This is a genomic window from Symplocastrum torsivum, from assembly GCF_059505465.1.
In genome coordinates, this window is the sequence record NZ_JCACKQ010000068.1 from 1 (window position 1) to 23,791 (window position 23,791).

Annotated in this window: 17 protein-coding genes and 1 tRNA gene; 11 read left to right on the top strand and 7 right to left on the bottom strand. The window is 45.3% G+C overall.

The genetic code is table 11. From position 1 onward, the window contains the following. The first annotated feature begins 197 nt into the window (after window positions 1–197). Both AC5JL3_RS20225 and AC5JL3_RS20230 read left to right on the top strand, forming a co-directional pair. Window positions 198–2,270 (top strand): S9 family peptidase, encoded by a 2,073-nt coding sequence (locus AC5JL3_RS20225; RefSeq protein ID WP_496076181.1) that lies wholly within the window; start codon window positions 198–200, stop codon window positions 2,268–2,270. Between the two features lie 212 nt (window positions 2,271–2,482). Further along, a complete protein-coding gene (locus AC5JL3_RS20230) occupies window positions 2,483–3,307 on the top strand; it encodes a mechanosensitive ion channel family protein (protein ID WP_496076182.1) in 825 nt (274 codons plus the stop codon). An 80-nt stretch (window positions 3,308–3,387) separates the two neighbouring features. Here the strand turns inward: AC5JL3_RS20230 and AC5JL3_RS20235 are convergent, their stop codons facing one another. Then, entirely contained in the window at window positions 3,388–4,656 is a 1,269-nt protein-coding gene (locus tag AC5JL3_RS20235; protein ID WP_496076183.1) for a glycosyltransferase family 4 protein, read from the bottom strand. Window positions 4,657–5,211: 555 nt separating this feature from the next. On the opposite strand from AC5JL3_RS20235, the gene AC5JL3_RS20240 reads away from it, so the two are divergent. From AC5JL3_RS20240 to AC5JL3_RS20265, 6 genes are all read left to right on the top strand, one after another. Further along, window positions 5,212–5,303, top strand: a tRNA-Ser gene (locus tag AC5JL3_RS20240). A gap of 309 nt (window positions 5,304–5,612) precedes the next feature. Continuing rightward, complete coding sequence (locus tag AC5JL3_RS20245) at window positions 5,613–6,908, top strand: branched-chain amino acid ABC transporter substrate-binding protein (protein WP_496076184.1); 1,296 nt, start codon at window positions 5,613–5,615, stop codon at window positions 6,906–6,908. Window positions 6,909–7,053: 145 nt separating this feature from the next. After that, entirely contained in the window at window positions 7,054–8,130 is a 1,077-nt protein-coding gene (locus AC5JL3_RS20250) for a branched-chain amino acid ABC transporter permease (RefSeq protein ID WP_496076185.1), read from the top strand. 88 nt (window positions 8,131–8,218) lie between these two features. Then, window positions 8,219–9,784 carry a branched-chain amino acid ABC transporter permease gene (locus AC5JL3_RS20255; protein WP_496076186.1) on the top strand — a complete coding sequence of 522 codons (1,566 nt, stop codon included), beginning with the start codon at window positions 8,219–8,221 and terminating at the stop codon, window positions 9,782–9,784. After that, a complete protein-coding gene (locus tag AC5JL3_RS20260; protein ID WP_496076187.1) occupies window positions 9,784–10,629 on the top strand; it encodes an ABC transporter ATP-binding protein in 846 nt (281 codons plus the stop codon). Before AC5JL3_RS20255 ends, AC5JL3_RS20260 begins: the two co-directional genes overlap by 1 nt. Continuing rightward, window positions 10,622–11,329, top strand: a complete 708-nt coding sequence (locus tag AC5JL3_RS20265) for an ABC transporter ATP-binding protein (protein ID WP_496076188.1) — start codon at window positions 10,622–10,624, stop codon at window positions 11,327–11,329. Before AC5JL3_RS20260 ends, AC5JL3_RS20265 begins: the two co-directional genes overlap by 8 nt. A gap of 79 nt (window positions 11,330–11,408) precedes the next feature. Here the strand turns inward: AC5JL3_RS20265 and AC5JL3_RS20270 are convergent, their stop codons facing one another. Then, a complete protein-coding gene (locus tag AC5JL3_RS20270) occupies window positions 11,409–15,086 on the bottom strand; it encodes a WD40 repeat domain-containing protein (RefSeq protein WP_496076189.1) in 3,678 nt (1,225 codons plus the stop codon). Between the two features lie 350 nt (window positions 15,087–15,436). On the opposite strand from AC5JL3_RS20270, the gene psbA reads away from it, so the two are divergent. Further along, a complete protein-coding gene (psbA, locus tag AC5JL3_RS20275; RefSeq protein ID WP_496076190.1) occupies window positions 15,437–16,519 on the top strand; it encodes a photosystem II q(b) protein in 1,083 nt (360 codons plus the stop codon). A gap of 360 nt (window positions 16,520–16,879) precedes the next feature. Here psbA and AC5JL3_RS20280 read toward each other — a convergent pair whose 3' ends face one another. The 3 genes from AC5JL3_RS20280 to AC5JL3_RS20290 all read right to left on the bottom strand — a co-directional run bounded on the left by AC5JL3_RS20280 (window position 16,880) and on the right by AC5JL3_RS20290 (window position 19,787). Beyond that, entirely contained in the window at window positions 16,880–17,500 is a 621-nt protein-coding gene (locus tag AC5JL3_RS20280; protein ID WP_496076191.1) for a peptidoglycan-binding domain-containing protein, read from the bottom strand. Between the two features lie 454 nt (window positions 17,501–17,954). Further along, window positions 17,955–18,974 (bottom strand): adenosylcobinamide-phosphate synthase CbiB, encoded by a 1,020-nt coding sequence (gene cbiB / locus AC5JL3_RS20285; protein ID WP_496076192.1) that lies wholly within the window; start codon window positions 18,972–18,974, stop codon window positions 17,955–17,957. Between the two features lie 369 nt (window positions 18,975–19,343). Continuing rightward, complete coding sequence (locus AC5JL3_RS20290) at window positions 19,344–19,787, bottom strand: Rrf2 family transcriptional regulator (RefSeq protein ID WP_496076193.1); 444 nt, start codon at window positions 19,785–19,787, stop codon at window positions 19,344–19,346. 625 nt (window positions 19,788–20,412) lie between these two features. Here AC5JL3_RS20290 and AC5JL3_RS20295 point away from each other — a divergent pair. Beyond that, on the top strand, window positions 20,413–20,814 hold the full coding sequence (locus AC5JL3_RS20295; protein WP_192219934.1) for an AbrB family transcriptional regulator: 402 nt from the start codon (window positions 20,413–20,415) through the stop codon (window positions 20,812–20,814). 472 nt (window positions 20,815–21,286) lie between these two features. Here AC5JL3_RS20295 and AC5JL3_RS20300 read toward each other — a convergent pair whose 3' ends face one another. Both AC5JL3_RS20300 and AC5JL3_RS20305 read right to left on the bottom strand, forming a co-directional pair. Beyond that, window positions 21,287–21,562: a hypothetical protein gene (locus AC5JL3_RS20300; protein ID WP_496076194.1), complete on the bottom strand. Its 276-nt coding sequence runs from the start codon at window positions 21,560–21,562 to the stop codon at window positions 21,287–21,289. A 279-nt stretch (window positions 21,563–21,841) separates the two neighbouring features. After that, entirely contained in the window at window positions 21,842–22,000 is a 159-nt protein-coding gene (locus tag AC5JL3_RS20305; protein WP_192219936.1) for a hypothetical protein, read from the bottom strand. A 366-nt stretch (window positions 22,001–22,366) separates the two neighbouring features. On the opposite strand from AC5JL3_RS20305, the gene AC5JL3_RS20310 reads away from it, so the two are divergent. Next, a complete protein-coding gene (locus AC5JL3_RS20310) occupies window positions 22,367–23,680 on the top strand; it encodes an ATP-binding protein (RefSeq protein ID WP_496076195.1) in 1,314 nt (437 codons plus the stop codon). The last annotated feature ends 111 nt before the right edge of the window (window positions 23,681–23,791 follow it).

Consider the following 23,791-nt stretch of genomic DNA (forward strand, 5'->3'; position numbering starts at 1 on the left):
TCGCTTATATCCCCCGGAGTAGAGCGCGGGGGCTTTACGCATCACGACTCGTAAAAGTCTCAGGCTGACTCGGCTTCAAAGGTAAAATTTTTAATCACAGCACTAGCGATTTCCCTCCGCTATCAGTACACTTAGCGTCTTGCTGAAGGATTAATCAACAGCAATCATCCAGTAGGTTCAATGAAGGTTACAAGATAATGGCTCAAGAAAATCACCTGTTGGCTGCGGTACCTCCACCCAGCGCCAAAAAGCAGCCACAGGTACTTGAATTGCATGGAGATAAGCGGCTTGACGATTACTTTTGGATGCGCGATCGCACTAATCCGGAAGTCATCGCCTATCTAGAAGCCGAAAATGCCTATACAGAAGCGATGATGCAGCATACTGAAGCACTGCAAGCTAGTCTCTACAACGAAATGCTTGCCCGCATCAAAGAAACTGACCTTTCAGTGCCCTATCGTAAAGATGACTACTACTACTATTCACGCACTGAAGAAGGAAAATCTTACCCAATTTACTGTCGAAAACCGGGAAGTCTTGATGCCCCTGAACAAGTGCTACTCGACCAAAATGAACTGGCAAAAGGCTATGAATTCTTTAACTTAGGGGTATTTCAAGCTAGTCCAAATCATCAACTTTTAGCCTATTCAGTTGATACGAATGGTGCTGAGCAATATACGTTGTTTTTTCTTGACTTGACGACATCTCAGCTCTACCCAGAAACTTTAGCTGATACCTATTTTTCTTTTGCTTGGGGTAACGATAATAAGACAGTATTTTATACGAAAGTAGACGCTACAAACCGACCTTTTAAACTTTTTCGGCATACTTTGGGAACGTCTCCTGATGAAGATGTCTTGATTTACCATGAAAAGGATGAAGCGTACTTCCTTAGGATTAGCAAAACCCGTAGCCAAGCCTACATCTTAATGAGCTTGGGTAGCAACATTACTTCAGAAGTTCATTATTTAGACGCGAATAATCCTACGGGTTCTTTTCAAGTCATTCATCCTCGCCAGCAAGGGATGGAATATAGCGTCGAACATCATAGCGATCGCTTTTACATTGTCACGAATGACGAAGCCCTTAACTTTAAATTGATGCAAACTCCGGTTGCCTCTCCAGCTAAGGAAAACTGGCAAACGGTAATTCCCCATCAAGATGATGTAATGCTCTCAGGCGTTAGTGCCTTTGTTGACCACTTGGTTATCTACGAACGAAAGGCTGGACTCCCCACTATACGGGTGCAAAAACTTTCAACGGGTGAGGAAAACGAAATAACATTCCCGGAGCCAACCTACTCGGTTTATGAAGGGAGTAATCCAGAATTTAATACCACTACTTTGCGATTCAATTACACGTCTTTAATCACACCTTCCTCTGTTTTCGACTACGACTTAGAAACCTACGAGCGTGAGTTGAAAAAAGAAACAGAAGTACTAGGTGGTTATGAGAAAACGCAATACGAAAGTGAGCGAATCATGGCGACTGCTTCGGACGCCACCCAGATTCCCATCTCCCTTGTCTACAAGCAGGGAATCCAAAAAGATGGCAAAAACCCTCTGTTTCTCACTGCCTATGGCTCGTATGGTGCATCCTACCCAGCATCTTTCTCCTCGACTCGACTCTCGCTGCTTGATCGTGGGGTAGTCTTTGCGATCGCGCACATTCGGGGTGGTGCAGAAATGGGGCGTAAATGGTATGAAGAGGGCAAATTCTTACACAAGAAAAACACGTTTACTGATTTTATTGCCTGTGCTGAGCATTTGATTACCCAAAAGTGGACAGCAAGCGATCGCCTTGCAATTTCCGGCGGCAGTGCTGGCGGTTTGTTGATGGGTGCTGTACTCAACAGTCGTCCTGATCTTTTTAAAGTCGCACACGCCGCTGTTCCCTTTGTAGACGTAGTAACAACAATTCTCGATACTTCCCTTCCTCTTTCTGCTATGGAATGGGAAGAATGGGGCAATCCCAACAATCAAACGTATTACGACTACATGAAATCTTACTCGCCCTACGACAACGTCAAGGCCCAAGACTACCCGCACCTTCTCATTACCGCAGGCTTAAACGATTCTCGCGTTAAATACTGGGAACCCGCAAAATGGACAGCTAAACTTCGGGAATTAAAAACCGACAATAATCTTCTCCTGCTCAAAACCAACATGGGTGCAGGACATGGAGGTGCATCCGGGCGTTATGAGAGCCTAAAAGAAATCGCCTTTGAGTATGCCTTTGTTCTAGACCGATTAGGTTTGGTAGAGGCATAGGGGATTGGGGATTGGGAACAAGAGACTTTCGTAATTTTCGTGGTGAACGAAAGTTTATGTAGAGCTTGCACTTATCTTATAACGTTGTGTCTGGAGTATGTGTGCATCCAATTCCCCAATCCCAATTCCCAATTCCCCAATCCCCAGTCGCTACTCCCCGCTCCCCATCTTGTTAAACTTTCGTCAGGAATGTAGAAAAAAGTAGGTTGCCAATGATGATTTTGGCTATTGATGTCGCCTCCCTGTTTAACCAAAAGCTACTGAATCTGGCCTTTCAGGTGGGGACGAAAGTCTTATGGGCGCTTGGCATTCTACTCACTACCCGCTATGCAATTATCTTAGTTGGTCGCGCCACGCGCAGAGCGTTTAGTCCAGTTGAGCCAACGTTACGCAAGTTCCTGGTACAGGCATCAGAAATTCTGACGTTGGTGGTTGGAATCGTTGCTTTCTTGAGTGCGTTGGGGATTCAGGCTGCCAGTGTCGTTGCTGTGGTGGGTGCTGCTGGTTTAGCGATTGGTTTGGCGTTGCAGAATACCCTATCCCATTTCGCGGCTGGTGTGATGTTGATTAACCAGCGCCCATTTGAGGTGGGTGATTTTATTGAAGGCCCATCAGGGGTTAAGGGTGTGGTAGATGCGATCGGGATTTTCTCAACAACTGTGGTAACACCCGATAATGTCAAGATTACGGTGCCAAATAATAATCTCTTCAGTGGTGTCTTGAAAAATACGACAGCGTTAGGGACGCGACGGGTGGATTTAAAAGTTGATATTGGCGATCGCCCCATTGAACCGACAATTATCTTGCTTTTATCTTTGGTGCAACCCCATCCTCTGGTTTTAGATAAACCAAAGACTACTTGCCATGTTTTTTCGACTACATCTAGGACAACAATCCTCTACTTGCGCCCCTGGTGTACGTCAGAAGCTTACGAACAAGTCCATTCAGAAGTGCAGCAGTTGGTTCAAGAAGCACTGCGAGAAGCAGACTTTTCTGAGACAGCAGGCAAGACACCAATAGATGATCCTTGGACATAAGTTAAGCCTGCTGCTGAGAGCATAATACTCTCATGGCAAGCAGGCAATTCCCAAATATGTTGAGTGTGGGGAGGAATCTTTTAAGCGCTGGCTTGTGCTAACACTTTTGCTGGTTTTTCGAGTAGCGTGGTGTAGAGATCACTTAGCTGATGCGCGACACCATCCCAGCTAAACTTACTCTCAACCCGTGTTCTTGCTGCTGCTCCCAACTGGTTTCGCCACTCTGGGTTGGAGATAATCCGATCGATCGCTGCTGCAAAAGCCGCTTCATCTTTTGGTGGGGCAAGTAAACCTGTTTGTTCAGGAACGACGGTGAATTGCAAACCACCAACATCGCTGGCAACAACGGGTGTACCACTTGCCATTGCTTCAATGGCAACTAAACCGAAGGGTTCATAGTGACTGGGAACCACACAAACATCAGCCGCTGCGTAGTAAGCGGGTAACGTGGTATCGCCAAGGCGTCCGGGGAAGCTGGTGATGTTGCTCAAACCGAGTTCAGCAACAATTCCTTCGATGCGATCGCGTTCTTTCCCATCACTTTGTCCAGGGCGAGAACCACCACCAATCACTAACCTTAGCTTCTCGTTATTCCGAAACTGTGATTGACCAACTGCCCGTACTAAGGTTTCAATCCCTTTGCGTTCATCAAAGCGTCCTACATAGAAGACGACAATCGCATCAGAGTCAATACCTAGTGCTGCCCGTGCAGCTTGCTTATCAATAGAACCAAATCGCTGAATATCGGTGCCGCAGGGAATGATGTCGATGTTGCCCTTCGTGGAAACAAGCGATCGCATATGTTCTTGTTCTTGCGGACTGGTTGCCACAATTCGCTCTGCTGTCTCCAATACTGTTTTTTCCACACTCAAACGGGTGGTAGCAATCATTGGAATCGTTGTAATTGACTTGTATTTAACAGCGCCCAATGAGTGATAGGTATGAATCTGCTTAAGTGGTTGGTGCTTCTTCAGCTGCATTCCCACCCAGGAAGAAATCCAGTAATTTGTGTGTACCAAAGGGTACTGAATTCCTGTCTCTTGTTGAAACTTCAGAAGTTCATTGACAAACGTACCCGCATACCCAAATATCTCGTCTCTTGGTACAAAGGCTTCTGGACCCGCTGATAAACGAATGGTCCGACAATGCGGACCATGTTCAACGATTTTGGGTTGTTCAGCACTCGATGCACGAGTAAACATATCAACGTGCCAGCCTTGGTGAGCGAGGGCTTCACCCACATGCCGCACGTAAACGTTTTGTCCTCCAGCCTCTTCTTTACCAATTTCCACAGCTGGGTCACCGTGAACTGAGATGAGAGCAATGTGCTTTTTATTTGTAATGTCCATAGGTTTCGTAGTCCTGGATTGTGACGAAGCTTAGGTAGGTTAGACACTTGTCTTTCTACCCTGCCAAGCACTCACTATTAACTTTTGCTTAGATACTTTAACAAAGATTAAGCAAAAAAAACTGCATCGTCAATAACCAAAAAGGAATAGATTTTGATTTTTTGTGTATTTCGCGTATTACTAATTGCCATTTATGTACTACGTTTTAGAAGTGGTGTATTACAGCTTGTGTTTTGCAATTCCTAATCCTGCACTTCAAGCTCGTAACAACTCTGAAAATCTCTCTTCGCTAGACAGTAACCGCAGTCTCTAACCTTATTGTTTTAGGAAATGAGGCATCAAACCAGGTGGTTACCAATTAAAATAGAGAGCTTTTACTTGCTCCAAAGTTAGTATGCCTTTTAGAAGAGAAAATTGCAAAAAGCGAAATTCTGCTTCCTTAACTTAAGATTTATAGCAAACAATTAGAGGAAAAATTGACACTTTCGACACTAAGCCAAAATTTAATGGGGAAACAAGTCTTCAAGATCTGCTATCATGTCTAATTGTCACCCTGGAGAGGTGGCTGAGTGGTCGAAAGCGGCAGATTGCTAATCTGTTGTATGGCAGGTAACTCCATACCGAGGGTTCGAATCCCTCCCTCTCCGTTCAAAAGGCTACTTCACTTATATATAGAAGTGGCTCTCTAGGCTTATCCAAGACTGTAGGTTGGGAAAGTCCGCTTTATAAAGTCTGCACATCAGGCTACTAACTACGACTCGCTCTTAGGGCACGTCTGTCAGTTTGCAGACACGCCCTAGCGTTTCTAAAGGATTGAGCATTCTCTGCCAGTGCGTAACCTTACTTCATAGAAGCGTAGCCAGTTTATCTGTCGCTAGGGGGAAGATCAGCTTAAAATCTAATCTATTCTTCAATATCGGATCTGCTTCTGGGAGCAGAGGAGTGAAACACAACAGATGAATAAGCTCAATTTAGAAAACACCCTTAAGCCTCGTTTTGCGATCGCCTTAGCCCTCACTACTCTAGCTACAGGCTTTCTGGCAGCAGCTTGTGGAAACACATCTGGTGGTAATACAACCGCCAGCACTCAGGGAGGGGGTGGTGCCGCCGCCGATGAAAACACCGTCAAGATAGTTTCCAGTCTGCCAATGACAGGTGCTTCTTTGGGACAGTCTCAAACAATCGTTAATGGCATTCAGCAAGCTTTAGATGAAACCGAATCAAAAGCTTGTGACGGCAAAATCACAATCCAATTTGAACAGTATGACGATGCTACCGCCGCTGCTGGAAAATGGGAGCCTGCGGCGGTAACTGCCAATGCGAACAAAGCCGTTGCGGATAAGTCAGTTGTTACCTTCATCGGTCACTACAACTCTGGTGCGGCTAAGCTATCTATCCCCATCCTGAACCAAGCTGACTTGGCGATGGTTAGCCCTGCAAACACATACCCTGGTCTAACCAAACCAGGAACGGGCGAAGCCAACGAACCTAACGTTTACTATCCCAATGGCAAACGCAACTACGCCCGTGTCGTTCCAGCCGATGACCTCCAGGGAAATGTCGCAGCGAATTGGGCACAATCTTTAGGTGTGAAACGTGTCTATATCCTGGATGACCAAGAGCTTTATGGTAAGGGGATTGCCGATATCTTTGAAGCAACCGCCAAAAAGTTAGGGATAGAGGTACTGGGACACGAGGGGATTGACCCAAAAGCTCCAGACTATAAATCCGTGATGACCAAGATCAAGGCTCTCAACCCCGACATGGTGTACTTTGGCGGGATTATTGACAACAACGCCGCGCAGTTAGTCAAGGATATGCGTGGGGTTGGAATGACACCGGAGCAAGTCAAGTTCATGGGACCAGATGGCATTCTTGTCCAAGACTTCGTTGATGCGGCTGGACCTACCGCTGATGGAGTTTATGCAACCTTTGGTGGCATACCACCGACAGCACTAACGGGTAAAGGAAAGGAATGGTACGAAAGTTACAAGAAGAAATTCAACGCCGAACCGGAAGTGTATGCTGCTTACGGTTACGAATCTGGCAAGGTTGCGATTAATGCCATCAATCAAGTGTGCAAAAATGACCGTGCTGCAATTCGGGATGCAGTGATGGCAACCAAGGATTTTCCAGGACTGCTGGGAACGTGGAGCTTTGATGAGAATGGTGATACGACCATTAAAAAATTGTCAGGAAGCCAAGTCAAAGATGGGAAGTTTGAGTACGTGACAACTTTAGAAGCGAAGTAAGTCATTGCTTTGGGATGATGGTTGATGGTAATGCACCATCGACCATCAACAAAATCGATCTAGAATCTTTTAGGATCAACCACTACAACATCGAGTTATTAGACCCTTAAGCTAGACGCGCTCTGCTGTCTACAGCCAAACCTATATGAAACGATGGCAGAAGACTTTACTGTATCTTGCCGTAGCTTACTTAGTTCTACTGCTGGGACCAATTGCCGGACTTGACATCCCCCGCATTGTTGGGGAAATTGCCAGTAGTCCATTAAGCCTACTTCAGCAACTTGAGGTAGGCATTGTCAACGGCGCGATTATCGCGATTATTGCGTTGGGCTATACATTGGTCTACGGCATCATTGAGCTGATCAATTTTGCCCACGGCGACTTATATATGTTAGGGGCATTTACTGCCCTTACTGCCCTCAGTGCATTTGGAGTGACTGATGGGACATCACTGGGAGCAAGCATTATTCCCATACTTGCTACTTTACTAATCGCGACGATTGTCTGTGCAGGCCTGAATGTCCTGACTGAACGCTTTGCCTACCGACCTCTACGCAATGCCCCCCGACTTGCACCCTTGATTTCTGCTATTGGAGTTTCATTCATTTTCCAGAACACGGGCCTATTTTGGGGAGGACTGAGAGCTTTTATCCCATCAATGGGAAACAACTCTGCTGCCCCAAAAAACTTTCCTGACCTCTTACCTAGCATTGATATCCTGAAAGCGCTGGGTATTCAGAGCAATTTTTCTTTTACGACCAAAGACTTAATCGTGTTGGTTGTTGCTGCGGCTCTGATGGTAGGGTTGCATCTGTTTGTGCAATATACTCGTCCGGGTAAAGCGATGCGAGCGGTTGCCCAAAATAGGGACGCTGCAAAGATTATGGGGATTAATGTCGATCAGATTATTGCCCTCACCTTTTTGATTGGTGGAGCATTGGCAGGAGCGGCAGGGCTGTTGATCGGACTGTATAACAATACGATTGTCTTTACGATGGGCTTTACTGCCGGCTTACGGGCATTTACTGCCGCCGTCTTGGGAGGAATCGGCAATATCATTGGTGCAATGCTGGGGGGTGTGTTAATTGGAGTACTCTCATCATTGAGCGACCAGTACCTGTCAAGTCGCTGGACTAATGCGTGGGTGTTTGCTGTCTTGGTTGTGATTTTGGTGTTCCGACCTGGTGGTTTGCTCGGTGAGAATGTGCAGGAAAAGGTATAAGATTTCGTCCGTTGTCTATGTATGGTCTATTGGTTTGCTTCAACCAATAACTGACCACTGGATGACTGACCACTGACAAAGGACAACCATGAAAAAGCAGGCAAGAAAGCAGACAACCAAGTCAGGGAATATTTTGGGGATACTCGCCGCCATCACGGTACTACTCTTTGGTGGTTGGAGTGGTGCGCTTGCCGGCTGGCTAGTGGGAGTAGGAGCAGGTGTAATGGCTTGTCAAGGGAAGCGGGTTCCTGTCCCTAAAATCGGCGCACGTTTAGGGACTAGGGCGGGGCTAGTACTAGGGGTTTGGATCTTGGTCGCCAGCTTGATTGAAGGGCTGATTCTGCGTCCAGCCAGTGGACGACCAGGTTTAGGAGTGATTCAGACATTAATTTTTGGAATTGTTGGTTTAGTTGTTGCGACTGTGGCAGGGGGAATCGCAGGTTGGCTACAAGGCTTAGGGAAAAATCGCCAGAAAGCGACTCTAGGTCTACTGGCTTTGATCTTAATTACCTTTCCTTTCCTCGATCAGGCAGCTCAGACCAACTGGATTGAGCAGGTGATCACTATCTTAATCTTTGCCCTATTAGCCTTAGGACTCAATATTGTGGTGGGCTATGCTGGGTTGCTGGACTTAGGTTATGCTGCCTTTTTTGCGATTGGAGCCTATACCACTGGCTTATTGTCTTCTCCGTTCCTAGGTGTTGAGTGGAACTTCTGGATTGTGATTTGGATTGCTGCTGCTGTCGCGGCTGTCGCGGGAGTGATTCTCGGTTCTCCCACGTTACCGTTACGCGGTGACTATTTAGCGATCGTGACTCTGGGGTTTGGTGAAATTGTGCCGATTGTCTTTCGCAATCTCACGAGTGTCCAAATTTACGAGCCAATCTCCAAGACTATTGGGGGTCTAATCGGTCGCCCAGAGATGGCAATTTGTCTGTTGGGTTGTGAGAAAGCCCTTAACCTGACTGGAGGTGAAGCAGGCATTAATCCCATTGGTCGCCCCTCACTTCCCTTTGTCGGCACGTTCCAAGCAGGTCAATTTCTACCTTGGTATTATCTAATCCTGTTGTTAGTCGTCGGCTCGACCTTCATGATTAGTCGTCTGCGGGGTTCACGTTTGGGACGTGCTTGGACGGCAATTCGGGAAGATGAACTTGCCGCTAGCGCGATGGGGATTAACTTAGTCCGAACTAAGTTATTAGCGTTTGCAATGGGAGCAACCTTCTCTGGATTTGCAGGTGCTTTTTATGGGGCTTATATCAGCGCTATCTTTCCTAGCGTGTTTGGATTTGACGTTTCCGTCATCATCTTATGTATGGTAATTTTGGGTGGACTGGGTAGTATTCCAGGCGTGCTTTTAGGTTGCCTACTGATTACATCAGCCGATCGCCTTTTTCTCCCTCAGTTAGCGCAAGTCCTAAAGGGTTTGTTGAATACTTCCGTGTTACCGAACATTGGAAATCCAGCCTTGAGAGACTTTCTCGCCGTTAGTGTCGATCCGATCCAGATGCGTCTGTTCCTGTTTGGTCTAACCTTAGTGATCATGATGATCATTCGCCCAGAGGGTCTGGTGCCAAGTGCAGAACGTCAAGCCGAACTGCACTCGGATGCTGAGGAGATTAACGAGTCGTTAGCAGACGCAAGGAGTCAGTAATGCCACTGTTGGAAGCGCGTCAACTCACGATGCAATTTGGGGGTTTAACAGCCGTTAAACAGGTCAATTTCTCGCTGGAAAAAGGGATGATTGCTAGCCTGATTGGCCCCAACGGTGCCGGAAAAACCACGTTTTTTAATATGCTCACGGGCATCTATGTCCCTACCGCAGGTCAGCTACGGTTGGAGGACAGAAATATCACGGGCGCACGCCCAGATATGCTCACTAGTTTGGGAATTGCTCGGACGTTTCAGAATATCCGCCTATTCAGTAACATGAGCGTGCTGGAAAATGTTTTGGTGGGCAGACATTGCCGCTTAAAGACGGGTTTAATCGGAACGTTATTCCGTCCGCCGTCTGTGCGCCAAGAAGAGCTAAAAGCTGAACAAAAAGCTCTCTCACTCCTAGACTTTGTGGGCTTAGGGGCATCAAAAGCCTACGAGACAGCCAAAAACCTCTCTTATGGTGACCAGCGACGGTTGGAGATTGCACGGGCGTTGGCAAGTGAGCCGAAGATATTGCTCTTGGATGAGCCAACGGCTGGGATGAACCCCAATGAAACTGCTGATTTGACGCGCTTTATCCACCGCATCCGAGATGAACTGGATTTGACGATCTTATTGATCGAACACGATATGAAGGTGGTCATGGGAATTAGCGATCGCGTTAGTGTGATGGAGTACGGCTCAAAAATTGCTGAGGGAAGTCCCGCTGAAGTTCGTACCGATCCGCGTGTGATTGAGGCATATCTGGGTAAAGAAGACGCAGAGGAGCAAGTGCTTAGCCACACAGAACCTGCGATTCAGGACTCAGAACTTAGCACTCAGGACTCTGACTATGCTTGAAATTAAAGACATTCATACCTACTACGGAAATATCCATGCCCTCAAAGGTGTTTCACTACAGGTCGATAAGGGGGAAATCGTCACCTTAATTGGTAGTAATGGGGCAGGTAAAACAACAACTCTCCGAACCATTCAAGGGTTATTACGACCGCGTGAGGGCAAAATTCTGTTTGAGGGAGGCGCCTTAGAGACGTTATCAACAGAAGCAATTGTCCGTTTAGGCATTTCCCAAAGTCCTGAAGGTCGTCTGATTTTCCCTCGGATGACGGTGCAGGAAAATCTAGAGATGGGGGCATTCTCCCGTAAAGATTCTCTTGGCATTAAGTCAGATATCGAACGAGTATTACATCTTTTTCCAAGACTGAGAGAACGATTTACTCAAAAAGGAGGAACGCTCAGTGGGGGTGAACAACAAATGCTTGCGATCGGTCGGGCGATGATGGCAAGACCTCGTTTATTGTTATTAGATGAGCCAAGCATGGGTTTAGCACCAATGCTAGTCACCCAGATTTTCTCGATTATTAAAGACATTAATGAGCAGGGAACTACGATTCTGCTAGTAGAACAGAATGCCCGGATGGCTTTAACCGTTGCTCATCGCGGATATGTATTACAAACAGGTCAAATCGTTCTGGCAGGTACAGCGAAAGACTTGCAGACTAACGAAACGGTTCGCAAGGCATATCTCGGCGAGAGCTAATTCCATGAATGAATAATGCTGCTAAGACTCATTGAACAACAGCAAAAACGACGCAATTAATCCTCTCGCTGGACACCAGCTAGTTTGCGATCGCACCTAATGCTTTGAGCGTCACTTTCTGAGCCTCAGTGATTCCAACAACACCAGTGATATCCATCCCCTCATAAGGTCTGTCACTTTTGAGTATCTTGAGACATTCCCCTGTCTGGATATTCCAAAATCGTATTGTGCGATCATCACCGCTACTGACAAGAACTTGACTCAAGTCAGGGGAAAATCTTTCGCCCGTAGTGAAAGCAACTGAAAGCACCCAGCTTGTGTGATCTTGCAACACTCTTAGGCACTCACCCGTTTTGATATCCCACAGTCTCACCGTTCCATCCAAACTACTACTGGCGAGGATTTGACCATCCAGACTATAGGCGATCGAGTTGACCCAACTCGCGTGACCCTGCAAGATACCAAGGCACTTACCATTACGAATATCCCAAATCCTAATCGTTCGGTCTACACTGCTACTAGCTAAGGTTTGACTAGTAGGGCTAAAAGCGACACAAAACACCCAATTCGTGTGTCCCTCTAAAACATTGATACATTCTCCTGTATTAATATCCCAAAGCTTTACCCTATAATCTGCACCACCACTCGCTAGGATTTGACCATCCAGGCTGTAGTTTACTGAAAGCGCCAACGTTTCGTGAGCCTGTAAAACCTTGAGGCATTGGCCACTATTAATATCCCAGAGTCTCACCGTTTGGTCTAAACTAGCGCTTGCTAACGTTTGACCATCCCGGCTGTAGGCAATAGACATTACCCAATTCATATGACCCTGAAAGGTTCTCAAGCACCTGCCATCCGAGATATTCCAGAGTTTCAGTGTGCGATCGGCACCACCACTGGCTAAGGTATCACCTTGCGGGCTATAGGCAACAAACCGAACCATGTCCGTGTGACCCCTAAAGCTACGCAAACATTTACCATCCGAGACATTCCACACTTTCACTAATTGGTCTGCACCACCACTAACCAAAAATTGGTGATTCGGACTGAATGCAATAGACCACACGCCGCTACTATATCCCTGAAATGTTTTGATGCACCTACCATCCAAGACATTCCACACTTTCAGCGTTTGATCGTCATGAGAACCTATAAGCGTCTCACCATCAGGACTGAAAACGATTGTGCGAATCCCACTACTGTGTTGTAACGTTCTCAATATCTGACCCGTGCTAATATCCCACAACTTAACCGTTTGGTCTCTACTACCAATCGCTAAAGTTTTGTTGTCATAACTGAGGGCAACCGCAGACCACCACACCCAACCATTGTGTCCCCCTGGTAACGTTCTTTTGCACTGACCTGTCCGAACGTCCCATACTTTAATCGTTTGGTCTTCACTAGCACTAATCAGGCTTTGGGAATCGGCACTCAACATCACGAACCCGACTACATCTTCATGTCCCTCTAATGTTTTAAGACATTGACCCGTATTGCTATCCCAAAGTTTGATTGTTTTGTCTACGCTGCAACTCGCTAGCATCTGACCATCAGGGCTAAAGGCAACATAGGAAACCCAAGAGGTATGTCCTCGAAAGGTTTTGCGGCACTGACCTGTATTTATATCCCACAGTTTTATGGTGGCATCTTCACTACAACTCGCTACGGATTCACCTTGAGGACTGAAGGCAACAAATAGTATCCAACCCGTATGCCCGTCTCCATACAATGTTTTGCGGCACTGTCCCGTACTGACATCCCACAGTTTTACAGCTTTGTCGTCACTGCCACTGATCAGGGTTTTGCCATCAGGACTAAAGGCAAGTGCGCGAGTCCAACCAGGGCATTCTCCATCCCAACTTAATAGTTGTTGTCCATCTGCAACTCGCCATAAACGAATCATGGCATGACTATCAGCCGTAGCTAAAAGTTTGCCATCTGGACTGACTGCCATTGCGAAAACGTAGCCAAGGTCTTCAGTAAATGTAGATTTGGCTAGATCAGAACTAGAAAAATTAACATGGTGCAAATTCATGCCCTTTAAGTCTGCTTGCCAAACGGTAAGCCCAGAAAAGTCATGACCGTTTAAATATTGCTTCAGATGAAATAGTAAATTAATCGTATTTCCAGCAACGTAGCCCGTTTCAATGGGTAACTTCCCTCTGATCGAGGAAATAATTGCCATCAACTGAGTTTCAAGGTTCTCTGAAGTGCCAAACACTCGCAACAATTGCTCGCTGACAGGGTTAAGAATGAAGTGAATTTGAATATCCTTGATGTAGTCTTTTGCCCAAGCTTTGAGCAGTGCATGATTTTTGAAAATAAAAATTTCTTTGGTCTTTATTTCCTGACACACTTCTTTGACTAAGCGATTCGTCACGTACTCCATGAGGACAGGCTGTAAAGTAAAGCGAGCTACCCCTTTTTCAATCAATGACTTCCGTTCTAGAGATTCCAATGACTCTAGTAGTTGAGACGGTAGGATAGGTGATACTAAGTCAGCTTTGAGTTCTGCGATCGCAACAGGTTCGCGATTAATCGCTAGCCAGTACATTATTTCAGCCTCTAACTTAGACAACTGACAAAATTGCCGATCCAGAAGATTTTGAATATCGCCAAAAACAACTGTTCCTTGGGAAAGAAAATTAGAAATATCGCTATCAAATAAATCGTGAATGGTTGTAGCAACAATCTTCAACGCTAAAGGGTTACCTGCATACGACTGAATTAGGCTTTGCCAGTCCTCTTGCGAACCCGAAAAGTTTCCTTTGCCTCTGAAAATTTCTCGTCCCTCTGTAGTTGTTAAACCTGACAGTTGCAATGAGCGCACTGGAAACGTTTCACCTTCTAGTACCGCTACCTCTTTGGGCTTTTCTCGACTCGTTAGTACGATGACACTTTTGTGGCGCGATTCTCCAATTCGCTTGAAGAGTTCGCCATACTCCTTACATTCCTCAACCTTCTCTTGTGTTGTAGGACTAGCTAAAATTGTCTCGGCATTGTCGAGTACGATTAAGCAGCGATGCTTTTGAAGATAATAGAGAAGTCGCGAAATTCTGTAGCTACTATCCTCTGGTAAGTCAACTTCCTGCTGGTTCGATAGGAAGTCAATCAAGTTAGTAAGAAGCGATTCAACTGAGGGGGCGTTGTGAAGCGATCGCCAAATGACATACTCAAATTGTCCCTGAAGTTGCTCAGCTAACTTGACAGACAAAGCAGTTTTACCAATGCCACCAATTCCCAGCATCGCCACTAATCGACACTTATCCTGGATAATCCACCGCTCTAGCGTTGCCAATTCCCAAGAGCGTCCATAGAAAACCGACACATCAATGGCTTCACCCCAATCTTGATAACAAGGTGAATGAATCTCGGCTGATTTATCCCCTTGCCTCTCTCCTGCAACGAGTGGAGAGTTTAACTCCCCACTTCCCTCGTAGGAAAGGGAGGTTGGGGGGGTTAGGGCTGTCGTGTCTGGTACTTCTCTGGAAGTGTTATTGAGCGAGTGCGATCGCCATCGCCTTAGAACAGCCCGAAAGTTATTTTTACTAACTCTCTCCCCAAGCGCATCAGAGAGCGTTTTCCATAACTGAAAGCCTACATACTTGACGTAGCCATCATCGTAACCAGAGCTTGCAGCAATTTCTGGATAAGTTTTTTGCTCCCAGGATTGGCGCACGATCAGTTCTTGGAGGTCATTTAACGACCCTTTGCCAAGAATCCTTTCCAAAGCTGCTAGGGCTTCTTCAAGCGTCATTTCTATGAAGACGTTGCTGATTTTTGTTAACTTTACTAACTTTTAATGACTTAATCAAGTGTTCTCAGCCCAATGGAGATACTTCTGAATCCTTTAGATTGCAAAGGTTTTTATCTCTTCTTAAAGTACAAATACCTATTGATTGACCAAAAACTTGTGAGTTGGTTTCTGAGAACAAGATAACGATAAATACCTAGTAATTTTTAACAACTAACTTTAAGTCCTAACCTTTACTAACTTTTAGTAACTGACAGGCTTAATGAATCTTTATTACTCTCTAATCAAGGTTGTTAACAAAACAAAAACAACAACCGACCTGCAAAATTACTGCAACGAAATCATTAGAAATTATGACCACTACTTTACAGAGACGTGAAAGCGCCAATCTGTGGGAACGGTTTTGCAACTGGGTTACCTCAACCGATAATCGCCTCTATGTAGGCTGGTTTGGCGTGTTGATGATTCCTACCCTGCTGACTGCTACCACCTGCTTCATCATCGCCTTCATTGCTGCGCCTCCCGTTGACATTGACGGTATTCGCGAACCCGTAGCTGGTTCCTTACTCTACGGCAACAACATCATCTCCGGTGCAGTTGTCCCTTCTAGCAATGCGATCGGCTTGCACTTCTACCCCATCTGGGAAGCCGCTTCCCTGGATGAGTGGCTGTACAATGGCGGTCCCTACCAACTTGTTATCTTCCACTTCCTCATTGGTGTCTTCTGCTACATGGGTCGAGAGTGGGAACTCTCTTACCGCTTAGGAATGCGCCCTTGGATTGCTGTGGCTTACTCTGCACCTGTAGCGGCAGCGACAGCAGTGTTCTTGATTTATCCCATCGGTCAAGGCAGCTTCTCAGATGGTATGCCTCTAGGCATCAGTGGCACCTTCAACTTCATGTTCGTGTTCCAGGCTGAACACAACATCCTGATGCATCCTTTCCATCAGCTAGGTGTTGCGGGTGTATTTGGTGGAGCCTTAATCTCTGCAATGCACGGTTCTTTGGTGACCTCTACCTTAGTACGTGAGACAAGCGATAACGAATCAGCGAACTACGGCTACAGGTTTGGTCAAGAAGAAGAAACTTACAACATTGTGGCAGCCCACGGCTATTTAGGACGGCTATTCTGGCAATATGTCAGCTTTAGAAATTCCCGTTCCTTGCACTTCGTCCTAGCGGCTTGGCCGGTGATTGGTATCTGGTTCACCGCTTTAGGCATCAGCACGATGGCATTCAACTTGAATGGCTTTAACTTCAACCAGTCAATCATTGACTCTCAAGGTCGTGTAATTGCGACTTGGGCTGATGTGCTGAACCGCGCCAATTTGGGAATGGAAGTGATGCATGAGCGTAATGCTCACAACTTTCCACTTGACCTAGCATCGGGCAAAGTCGTGCCAGTCGCTCTTACAGCCCCGGCAATTCAGGGCTAAGGTCAAAATCATCTAAAGTTTCAGTTTTTTAATGTGGTTGTCAGGCGCTCCTTAAAAAGAGCGCTTTTTCTTGCCTATGTAATAGACTTCTTGCTCCAAGTCAGGTGAAAGAGAAAGATTTCTTCATCCTTAGATCTTTTGCCCTCAGGCTAAAGTCTGGGACACCTAAACACAGCCCATCTTGGCGTACTTAAACGCTATACCAATTACTATTAATAAATGGTTCTACACTTAGCATTTATGTTTGTCTCTCTGCTCAGCCATACTGTTTTGCATAGTGTCTGCAATCGCTCCTCTGCATCCGAAGGGAGAGCGTGAGTGTAGCGTTAACTAAACCAATTGACATCAGGTAGAGCTGAATTAGTCTGCGGCTAGTGCAGCTTTAGTTCTTTGTCCAACAATACCGTCAGCCACTAATCCATTGGCTCGCTGAAATTTGATGACGGCTGACTCGGTTAATTTACCAAAGTAGCCAGTAATCGGTCCATTGTAATAGCCGTAGTTGGTCAAGGCTTGCTGAAGGCGGGTTATCGAGGTGCCACTGTTGCCTCGTTTTAATGTGACATTAGAAAAACCGCCCCCCGTAATGGGTCCACCACGACCTTCTAAGGAGGCTAATGTTCTAGAACCTGCAATACCATCTGGTGTCAGTCCATTCGCACGCTGAAACCGGGTGACAGCATCTTGAGTTAATGAGCCATAAAATCCAGTTACTGGGCCGTTGTAGTAACCTGCAATAGTGAGATTTCTCTGAAGAGTGGAGACTTGAGAGCCACTGTTACCTCTTTCAAGGGCGAACGCACTGCTGCTGATACCCATAACGATTAAAGCAAGGGTAAGTGAGAGAAAGCGCATACTCGCTTTGGCAGGTAGCTTACTACGGTTTAGGTTTTTGAATAATTTCAGCTCAAAATCCAGAGTTTTGAGGTCAGTTGGTTCTTCGTAGATAGCAGTTAAATGAGTGTATGCAAGCGTTTCCATGATGATTTTGTCCGATTAGTAATGTAGTAATTTCTAGTGCGGTGTTGGTGAGTTTCTCACCCTGAAAGTAACTTCAAAACTCTTGTAGTGAATTCCAGATTTGATCGAGAAGTCATGAGAGCATTTACTTCTTTTAAGGTAAGCTTTTTTCTTTCCTTATAACCTCGCCTGATTGATTCACCCATTTGGGTGAATTTAGTCAGCTAGAAACAGCTTCAATAATGAGGAAACTGGACAGATAAAGGACGAAGCTATATAAAAACTACTCACGTATCGTTTTCTTTTCAGATCTATCAGTACTTTGTTGCATATGAGAATTAAGGTTATTTTACTTGTAGTAATTAAGACTTATCGCCCTAGACTGAACTAATTATGCAAAAGGTAAACTTTCTCTACTTCCTGTTCTCTTTAGCTAGGATGTAAATAATAAAACAGTGTTTTGGAGCAGAGAGTCTTAGGCTAGCCTCAACATTTTTAGGATTACTCCGAAAGCGGGTAAGCTCAAAAAAGCGATCGCAATCCCCAACCACAGCAAAAAGCAATACCTTGTTAGCCTCAGAGCTTCGTAAATTTTCGCAGATGTAATTGGGTAAACTGGCTCACCTAGAAGTGGCTTGTGCTTAGCAATACCCTGATACCAATTTGTCCCTCCGACTTGAACTCCTAAGATTGCAGCATAAGCGCACTCGCTCCAGCCGGAGTTAGGACTGGGATCTTTAATAGCATCGCGCTGACACAGATACCGAACCTCTTGAGGTTTCCCCGACAAAAGTGCCAGAGTAATCACAGTCAGCCGACAGGGTAACCAAGTCAGGACGTCTTCTAACTGGGCACTGAACCAGCCTAAATCTGTATAAGGCTCTTGCCGATAGCCAACCATTGAATCCAAGGTACTTGCAGCTTTGTAACCAAGGGCGAGAGGAACGCTACCAACCCCAGGCAGAAATGCCCCAACAATTGCATAAAACAGAGGAGCTGTTACTCCATCTGTAGCATTCTCTGTAACTGTCTCTAAGACAGCCCGAAGGATTTCTGGTTCTGTCAGCTTTTCTGTATCTCGACCAACATATTGACTCAATTTAGAACGCGCTTGAGTTATTTGATCTGCTGTTAAGGGTTGTAAAACATCAATGGCGGCTGTTCGTAGACTTCGAGCGGCAAAACAGCTAGCAAGTAAAATAGCTTCTACCACAACACCCAGTAGTGGATGAATCCAACTTGCTCCGCGAACAATTAACCATCCTGTAATTCCACTACTAATAATGAGTCCAACGCCTAACACGATACCAGCACATCGACGTTCCGACTGACGGCTAAATTGCTTGAGAGCAAAGGTTGTAAAATGAGCAATCACCCAACCCATGACTCGCACTGGATGAGGCCAGCCCCACGGGTCACCAACAACATAATCCAGAACAGCCGCCAATAGCAAAACGGCAGCCGCTTGAACTAAATTTATTGCGATCGCATCCATCTATATTCCTGATCCGAGTATGTCCATCCTGAAAACTAGATCTATCTTGAAAGTGGGAACTGGGGACAGGTCATTGGTGATTGGTGATTGGGGGAATTCGGTTTTATCAATCTCTGTTGCCTGTTCCCTATTCCCGACTTCTGCAAGAAGTCTAATGTTGAGAGCTTGCTAAACATTTAAAGAGTGACTGCAACTAAATCGATTGTTGACTCAGTCGAAGGAGATTGCTGAAATAACCAAGCATTTCAAGCTTGAGACTCTAAATTCAGGGTGGTATCGAGCTTTACTACCGTCTTTAAAAGTGGTCTAGTTCTTGAGGTCATAAGTTGGGGTAGATTTTACTCTTCGTGCAATGTGTTAGAAGCACAACTAAACAACAAAGCTTGTCTCTTCTCCTACAGCCGCTTGCCAGCTCCGAGCGTCATAATATAGGTCAGCAAGAGTTATACTGTACAACGCTTCTTTGAGTTTTTGGTGAAGTCGATGCCAGAGAGTGAATGTTACCCAATCTTCAGCTTGTTCAGCGTCTGGGGTATGGTGAGATAATGGCTCAACTGTTTCACCAACCGCTTCTAAGATTTGACCGAGAGAAATTTGTGCAGGTTCGCGGGCTAATTGGTAACCGCCTTGAGCACCACGTACAGAGTTCACTAACCCAGCCCGACGCATTTCAATGAGCAGTTTCTCTAAGTAAGGAGCAGGTAGATCTTGTCGTTGTGCGATCGCTTTAACAGATATTGGCCCAAACCCTCGCTGTAGGCTTAGATCTAATAGTGCTTTAACACTGTAGTGTCCACGAGTTGTAAGCTTCATACTAAGTTTAATCTCCGTACAGTAAGCACATTGTTTTTGTCGGTATCGGTATTCCTCAAGCCGACACGCTTAAGCTTGTAGTTGCTTTTAGGTTCTTATTGAGGTCACACAGGTTAAATTACTCAACTGGTTTTATTCCGTGTCCAATGAAGACTGTAAGTAGATAGGCGTAATTAAAGACAACTTGCTGTTTTTGGGACTAGGGGCTAGAAATCAGCAATTGAGTAAGAATTCCCTGCCCCTAGTCCTCATCTCCAATCCCGGAAAGTAGCAACATTTATTTTCACCCACCTACTTACTATCAACTTTAACGATTGTGTATTTATTCTCAAGCTTGATGCATCGCTACCTCAATGTCAGTCTGAGTAGACATTCTTTTTTCTTGGAGGACATCAAGGCTTTAAACAGTGAACATTCCCTGGAGGTATCGGTTCCTACCTCATCTAAGGAGGGATGCGCTAAGTTACAAACCTTGAGTTAATAAATATAGCTAACTAAGTTGACACTCTCCGTGTAATATAGTTTGATGTGCTGATAGAACACTGAGATTTTGTTATCTTAGTTTTTGGTTAGTTCAGCACAAATGCTCCCTACCACCTGACTCCTTAGTTTTAGATAGAAGTTGATGGCTAAAAAGAAAAAAACAGACCCCTTAGAGGGTGAGGCGCTGGTTAAGAAAGTCAAAGAACTGGAAAATCTCAGCAAAGAAGAAAAAGCGAGAGCCTGTGGCTACTACACCGTAACAAAGAACGGAGTAGAGCGGGTCAACATGATGAAATTCCTCAATGCTCTGATTGATGCTGAGGGAATTGAGTTAGACAGCAAAGTCAATGGCAATGGACGTGGAGGACGTAGTGCTAGTTATCGAATTAGTGTGCAGTCTAACGGTAATCTATTGATTGGCTCTGCTTACACTAAACTGATGAGCTTACAGCCTGGGGATGAATTTGAAATCACTCTGGGACGGAAGCATATTCACCTAAAACAACTTGACGGGCAGGAAGAAGAATCTGGTGAGGAATCCTGAACCGATGTGACTAAGCGTATATAAAACCTTAATGGTGCTTGTATCGCTTATCAATCCTGGATGTTACAGCTAGAAAAGTGAGCAACTGGCTACAGAGTAGGAGCAATTGTTATTAGGCTGAAGCGCATTCAACTTGCATATATATAATGCTAGCTTGTGTTAGTGGTCAGTTGCCTATTGTGGCTGACCTCCGACTAAGATCTGATGACTACATTGTCAATTTATGCAAAATAGATGCATCGTAGTTGGCTAGGACTTGGGTAAAGCACTCAAACTCCTAGGTGTTGCTTCAAAACTTTTCAAGTCTCTCTAAACCTCACCTTACAGCAAAGGTTACTGAGTGCATTTTTGACTCAGTAACTTCTTGCTTTTTATTCTAAGACGATTACTGTCTTTTCCTTCCTCTAGGTTTAGGAACCAGAGGAGGAATTTTGCCTGTAGTAATTTTTTTCCTACAAAGTTATTACAGATTTTACTGAGACCTTGTATTCTGTTCGATACGACTGAGTAGGTCAACGATCGCGATTAATCCTTGGGTAATCACGTAGATAATTAGACAACCGAGTGTAGCTTGTAGCAGAACCAGGACAATGGCGATGGGTGGAAAAAAACTTTGAATGCCCCCCGTAAAGAGTACAAAAGTGAGACTGAAGAAAACGACAACAGAATAACCGATATATTGGAGTATTTTTAGGATAGAAATAAATCTGGTATAAAGCCTGACTGAATTAGAAGGAGTTTCTGCCATTTTCGTTGATTTTGCGGCTAATACCTCTTTATAGCCTTGACTGCCCTTAGTCCTCACCTACTAAAGGGGGTGCATCACAAATTTGCCAAAATTCAGGAGAGGGAGCAAGATGCTCCCTATTTTTACCTGAATCGCGTCAAGCCCCTTGCCGCTTCTTCAATCCAATGTGCGCGAAGATCGACATGAAGATGAGGAATCTTGGAAAGCCGCGCTGTACCTTGTAAAGGTCAGCGTTGGGAGGATGTCACATTCATATAACGAGTAAAAATAATAGATTGCCTAGCGCTGTGTAGACGTTACACCTGTCTGGTCTACTGAATGACCAGATGTGGCGTTAAATATTACAGCAAACGTTACAGCTGCACTAGCGATCGCAAAGCTTAAGAATGCACCTGCAACTGTTGCAGCAGCAAAATGTTTAATGATGTTGCTTGTCATTGTTATTCCTTTTAAGTTGTCGTTGCAGCAATGTGAAAATTCGCCCTGACGATTGTATTGTCGTTTGTGTTGAAGCGTCCAACTAAAGTTGAGCGTGGCTTACAGTATCTCATTGAAGCGTAATCTACCTGGTGAGGGGTGACAACTCTTCTCTTAAAAACTTTATTCCAATTACATAATTGGATGAAATTTCTATAAAAAGGGGAATGAAGCTAACGCTACAATTCAATGGATTCAGTCAGGATGTGATCGCTTGTCGCTGTTGATGCCTTAGCTTAAGACATCGACTCTCTTGCGAGTTTTTGCCCTCTTTGCTTATTTGGCTTTAAGCTGATTGCTGAACGCTGAGTGCTGATCGCTTAATTCATGACTACTCCAGGTACTACCTCAATTCAATTTCTCCAACGTCAAGCCGCGTCGCTGTTGCTCTATCAATCTGTGCTATCTGGAGAAGTCGGTGAAGCATTCATTAACCTCCTGCAAGCCCTAGGCAAAAGCGATCCCGATGAACTCATCTGCCTTTACGCTTATGGTGTTTGGTTTAAAGCCCTCGCTGCTCACTCTCAAAGCTGGCAAGATTATCTGCTAGCTCAAATTCTCACAAACAGTAATCCCTTTACCCAACAAGCTCAGTTAGCACCAGTAAAAGACTTATCGCCTGCCCTCATCGCCGCAGCAGTGCAGGATTTACAAGCCTTACAAAGTCTTTATCAATGCAGCAGTGAACAACTCAGCAACTGGGTGCAAGCTGCCTCTCAACTACCCATTGCTCCAACTCCTTGGCATCAGGAGCAGAATTTAGAAGTACAAGACTACACTTCCCTACGAGAGAAGCTGCAACATCTCAACAACTGGGCAGATGCGATAGAAGCTTTAGCCGCTTACTACCGACAATTTGGGACAGGGGTATTCGCTCAATATCGTGCCTTGCGCTGGCAGTTGGGTGAACTCGTTGGCATCACCTACCCTGACCCGATTCAACTTACAGAACTGGTAGGATATGAATCTCAGCAAGAGGCTATAGTTAAAAATACAGAGTTTTTACTCGCCGGATATCCAGCGTTGCATGTGTTGCTCTATGGCAGTCGCGGGTCGGGTAAGTCTTCTCTTGTCAAGGGATTATTACAACAATATAGTCATCGTGGTTTGCGGCTGATTGAAGTGGCGAAATCCGATTTAAAAGACCTCCCGCTAATTGTCGAGCAATTGCGGGATGTTCCTCAAAAATTTATTATCTTTGTCGATGACCTCTCATTTGAGGACGATGACGACGCTTTTAAGGCGTTGAAAGTTGTGCTGGAAGGGAGTGTAACCGCGCGATCGCAAAATGTTGTCGTTTATGCCACATCCAATCGGCGGCACTTGATTCGAGAGTTTTTTGGTGAGCGTCCTCGTCCCAGTGACGGGGATGAGGTTCATGCTTGGGATACCGTTCAGGAGAAGCTTTCGTTTAGCGATCGCTTCGGACTCACTCTTACCTTTGAGCCAGCGAACCAAGAAACATATTTAAAGATTGTTCAACATCTGGCAAGACAATCCGGAATTTCCCTAAACGAAGAAGAATTAAAGTATCGTGCACTGCAATGGGCTACCCGCCACAATGGGCGTTCTGGACGCACGGCACGACAGTTCATTGACTTTCTCCAAGGCGATTTGAGCGTTTTTCAGTCCAACAGCTAAATAAAAACGCTGCTAATTTGGATAAAGGCTTGGAAATTGGAGCAGACCAAGACCGTCATCAAAATAAGTCAGATAGGAGTTTGTCTACCGAAATGGGTGCAAACTTCTGCC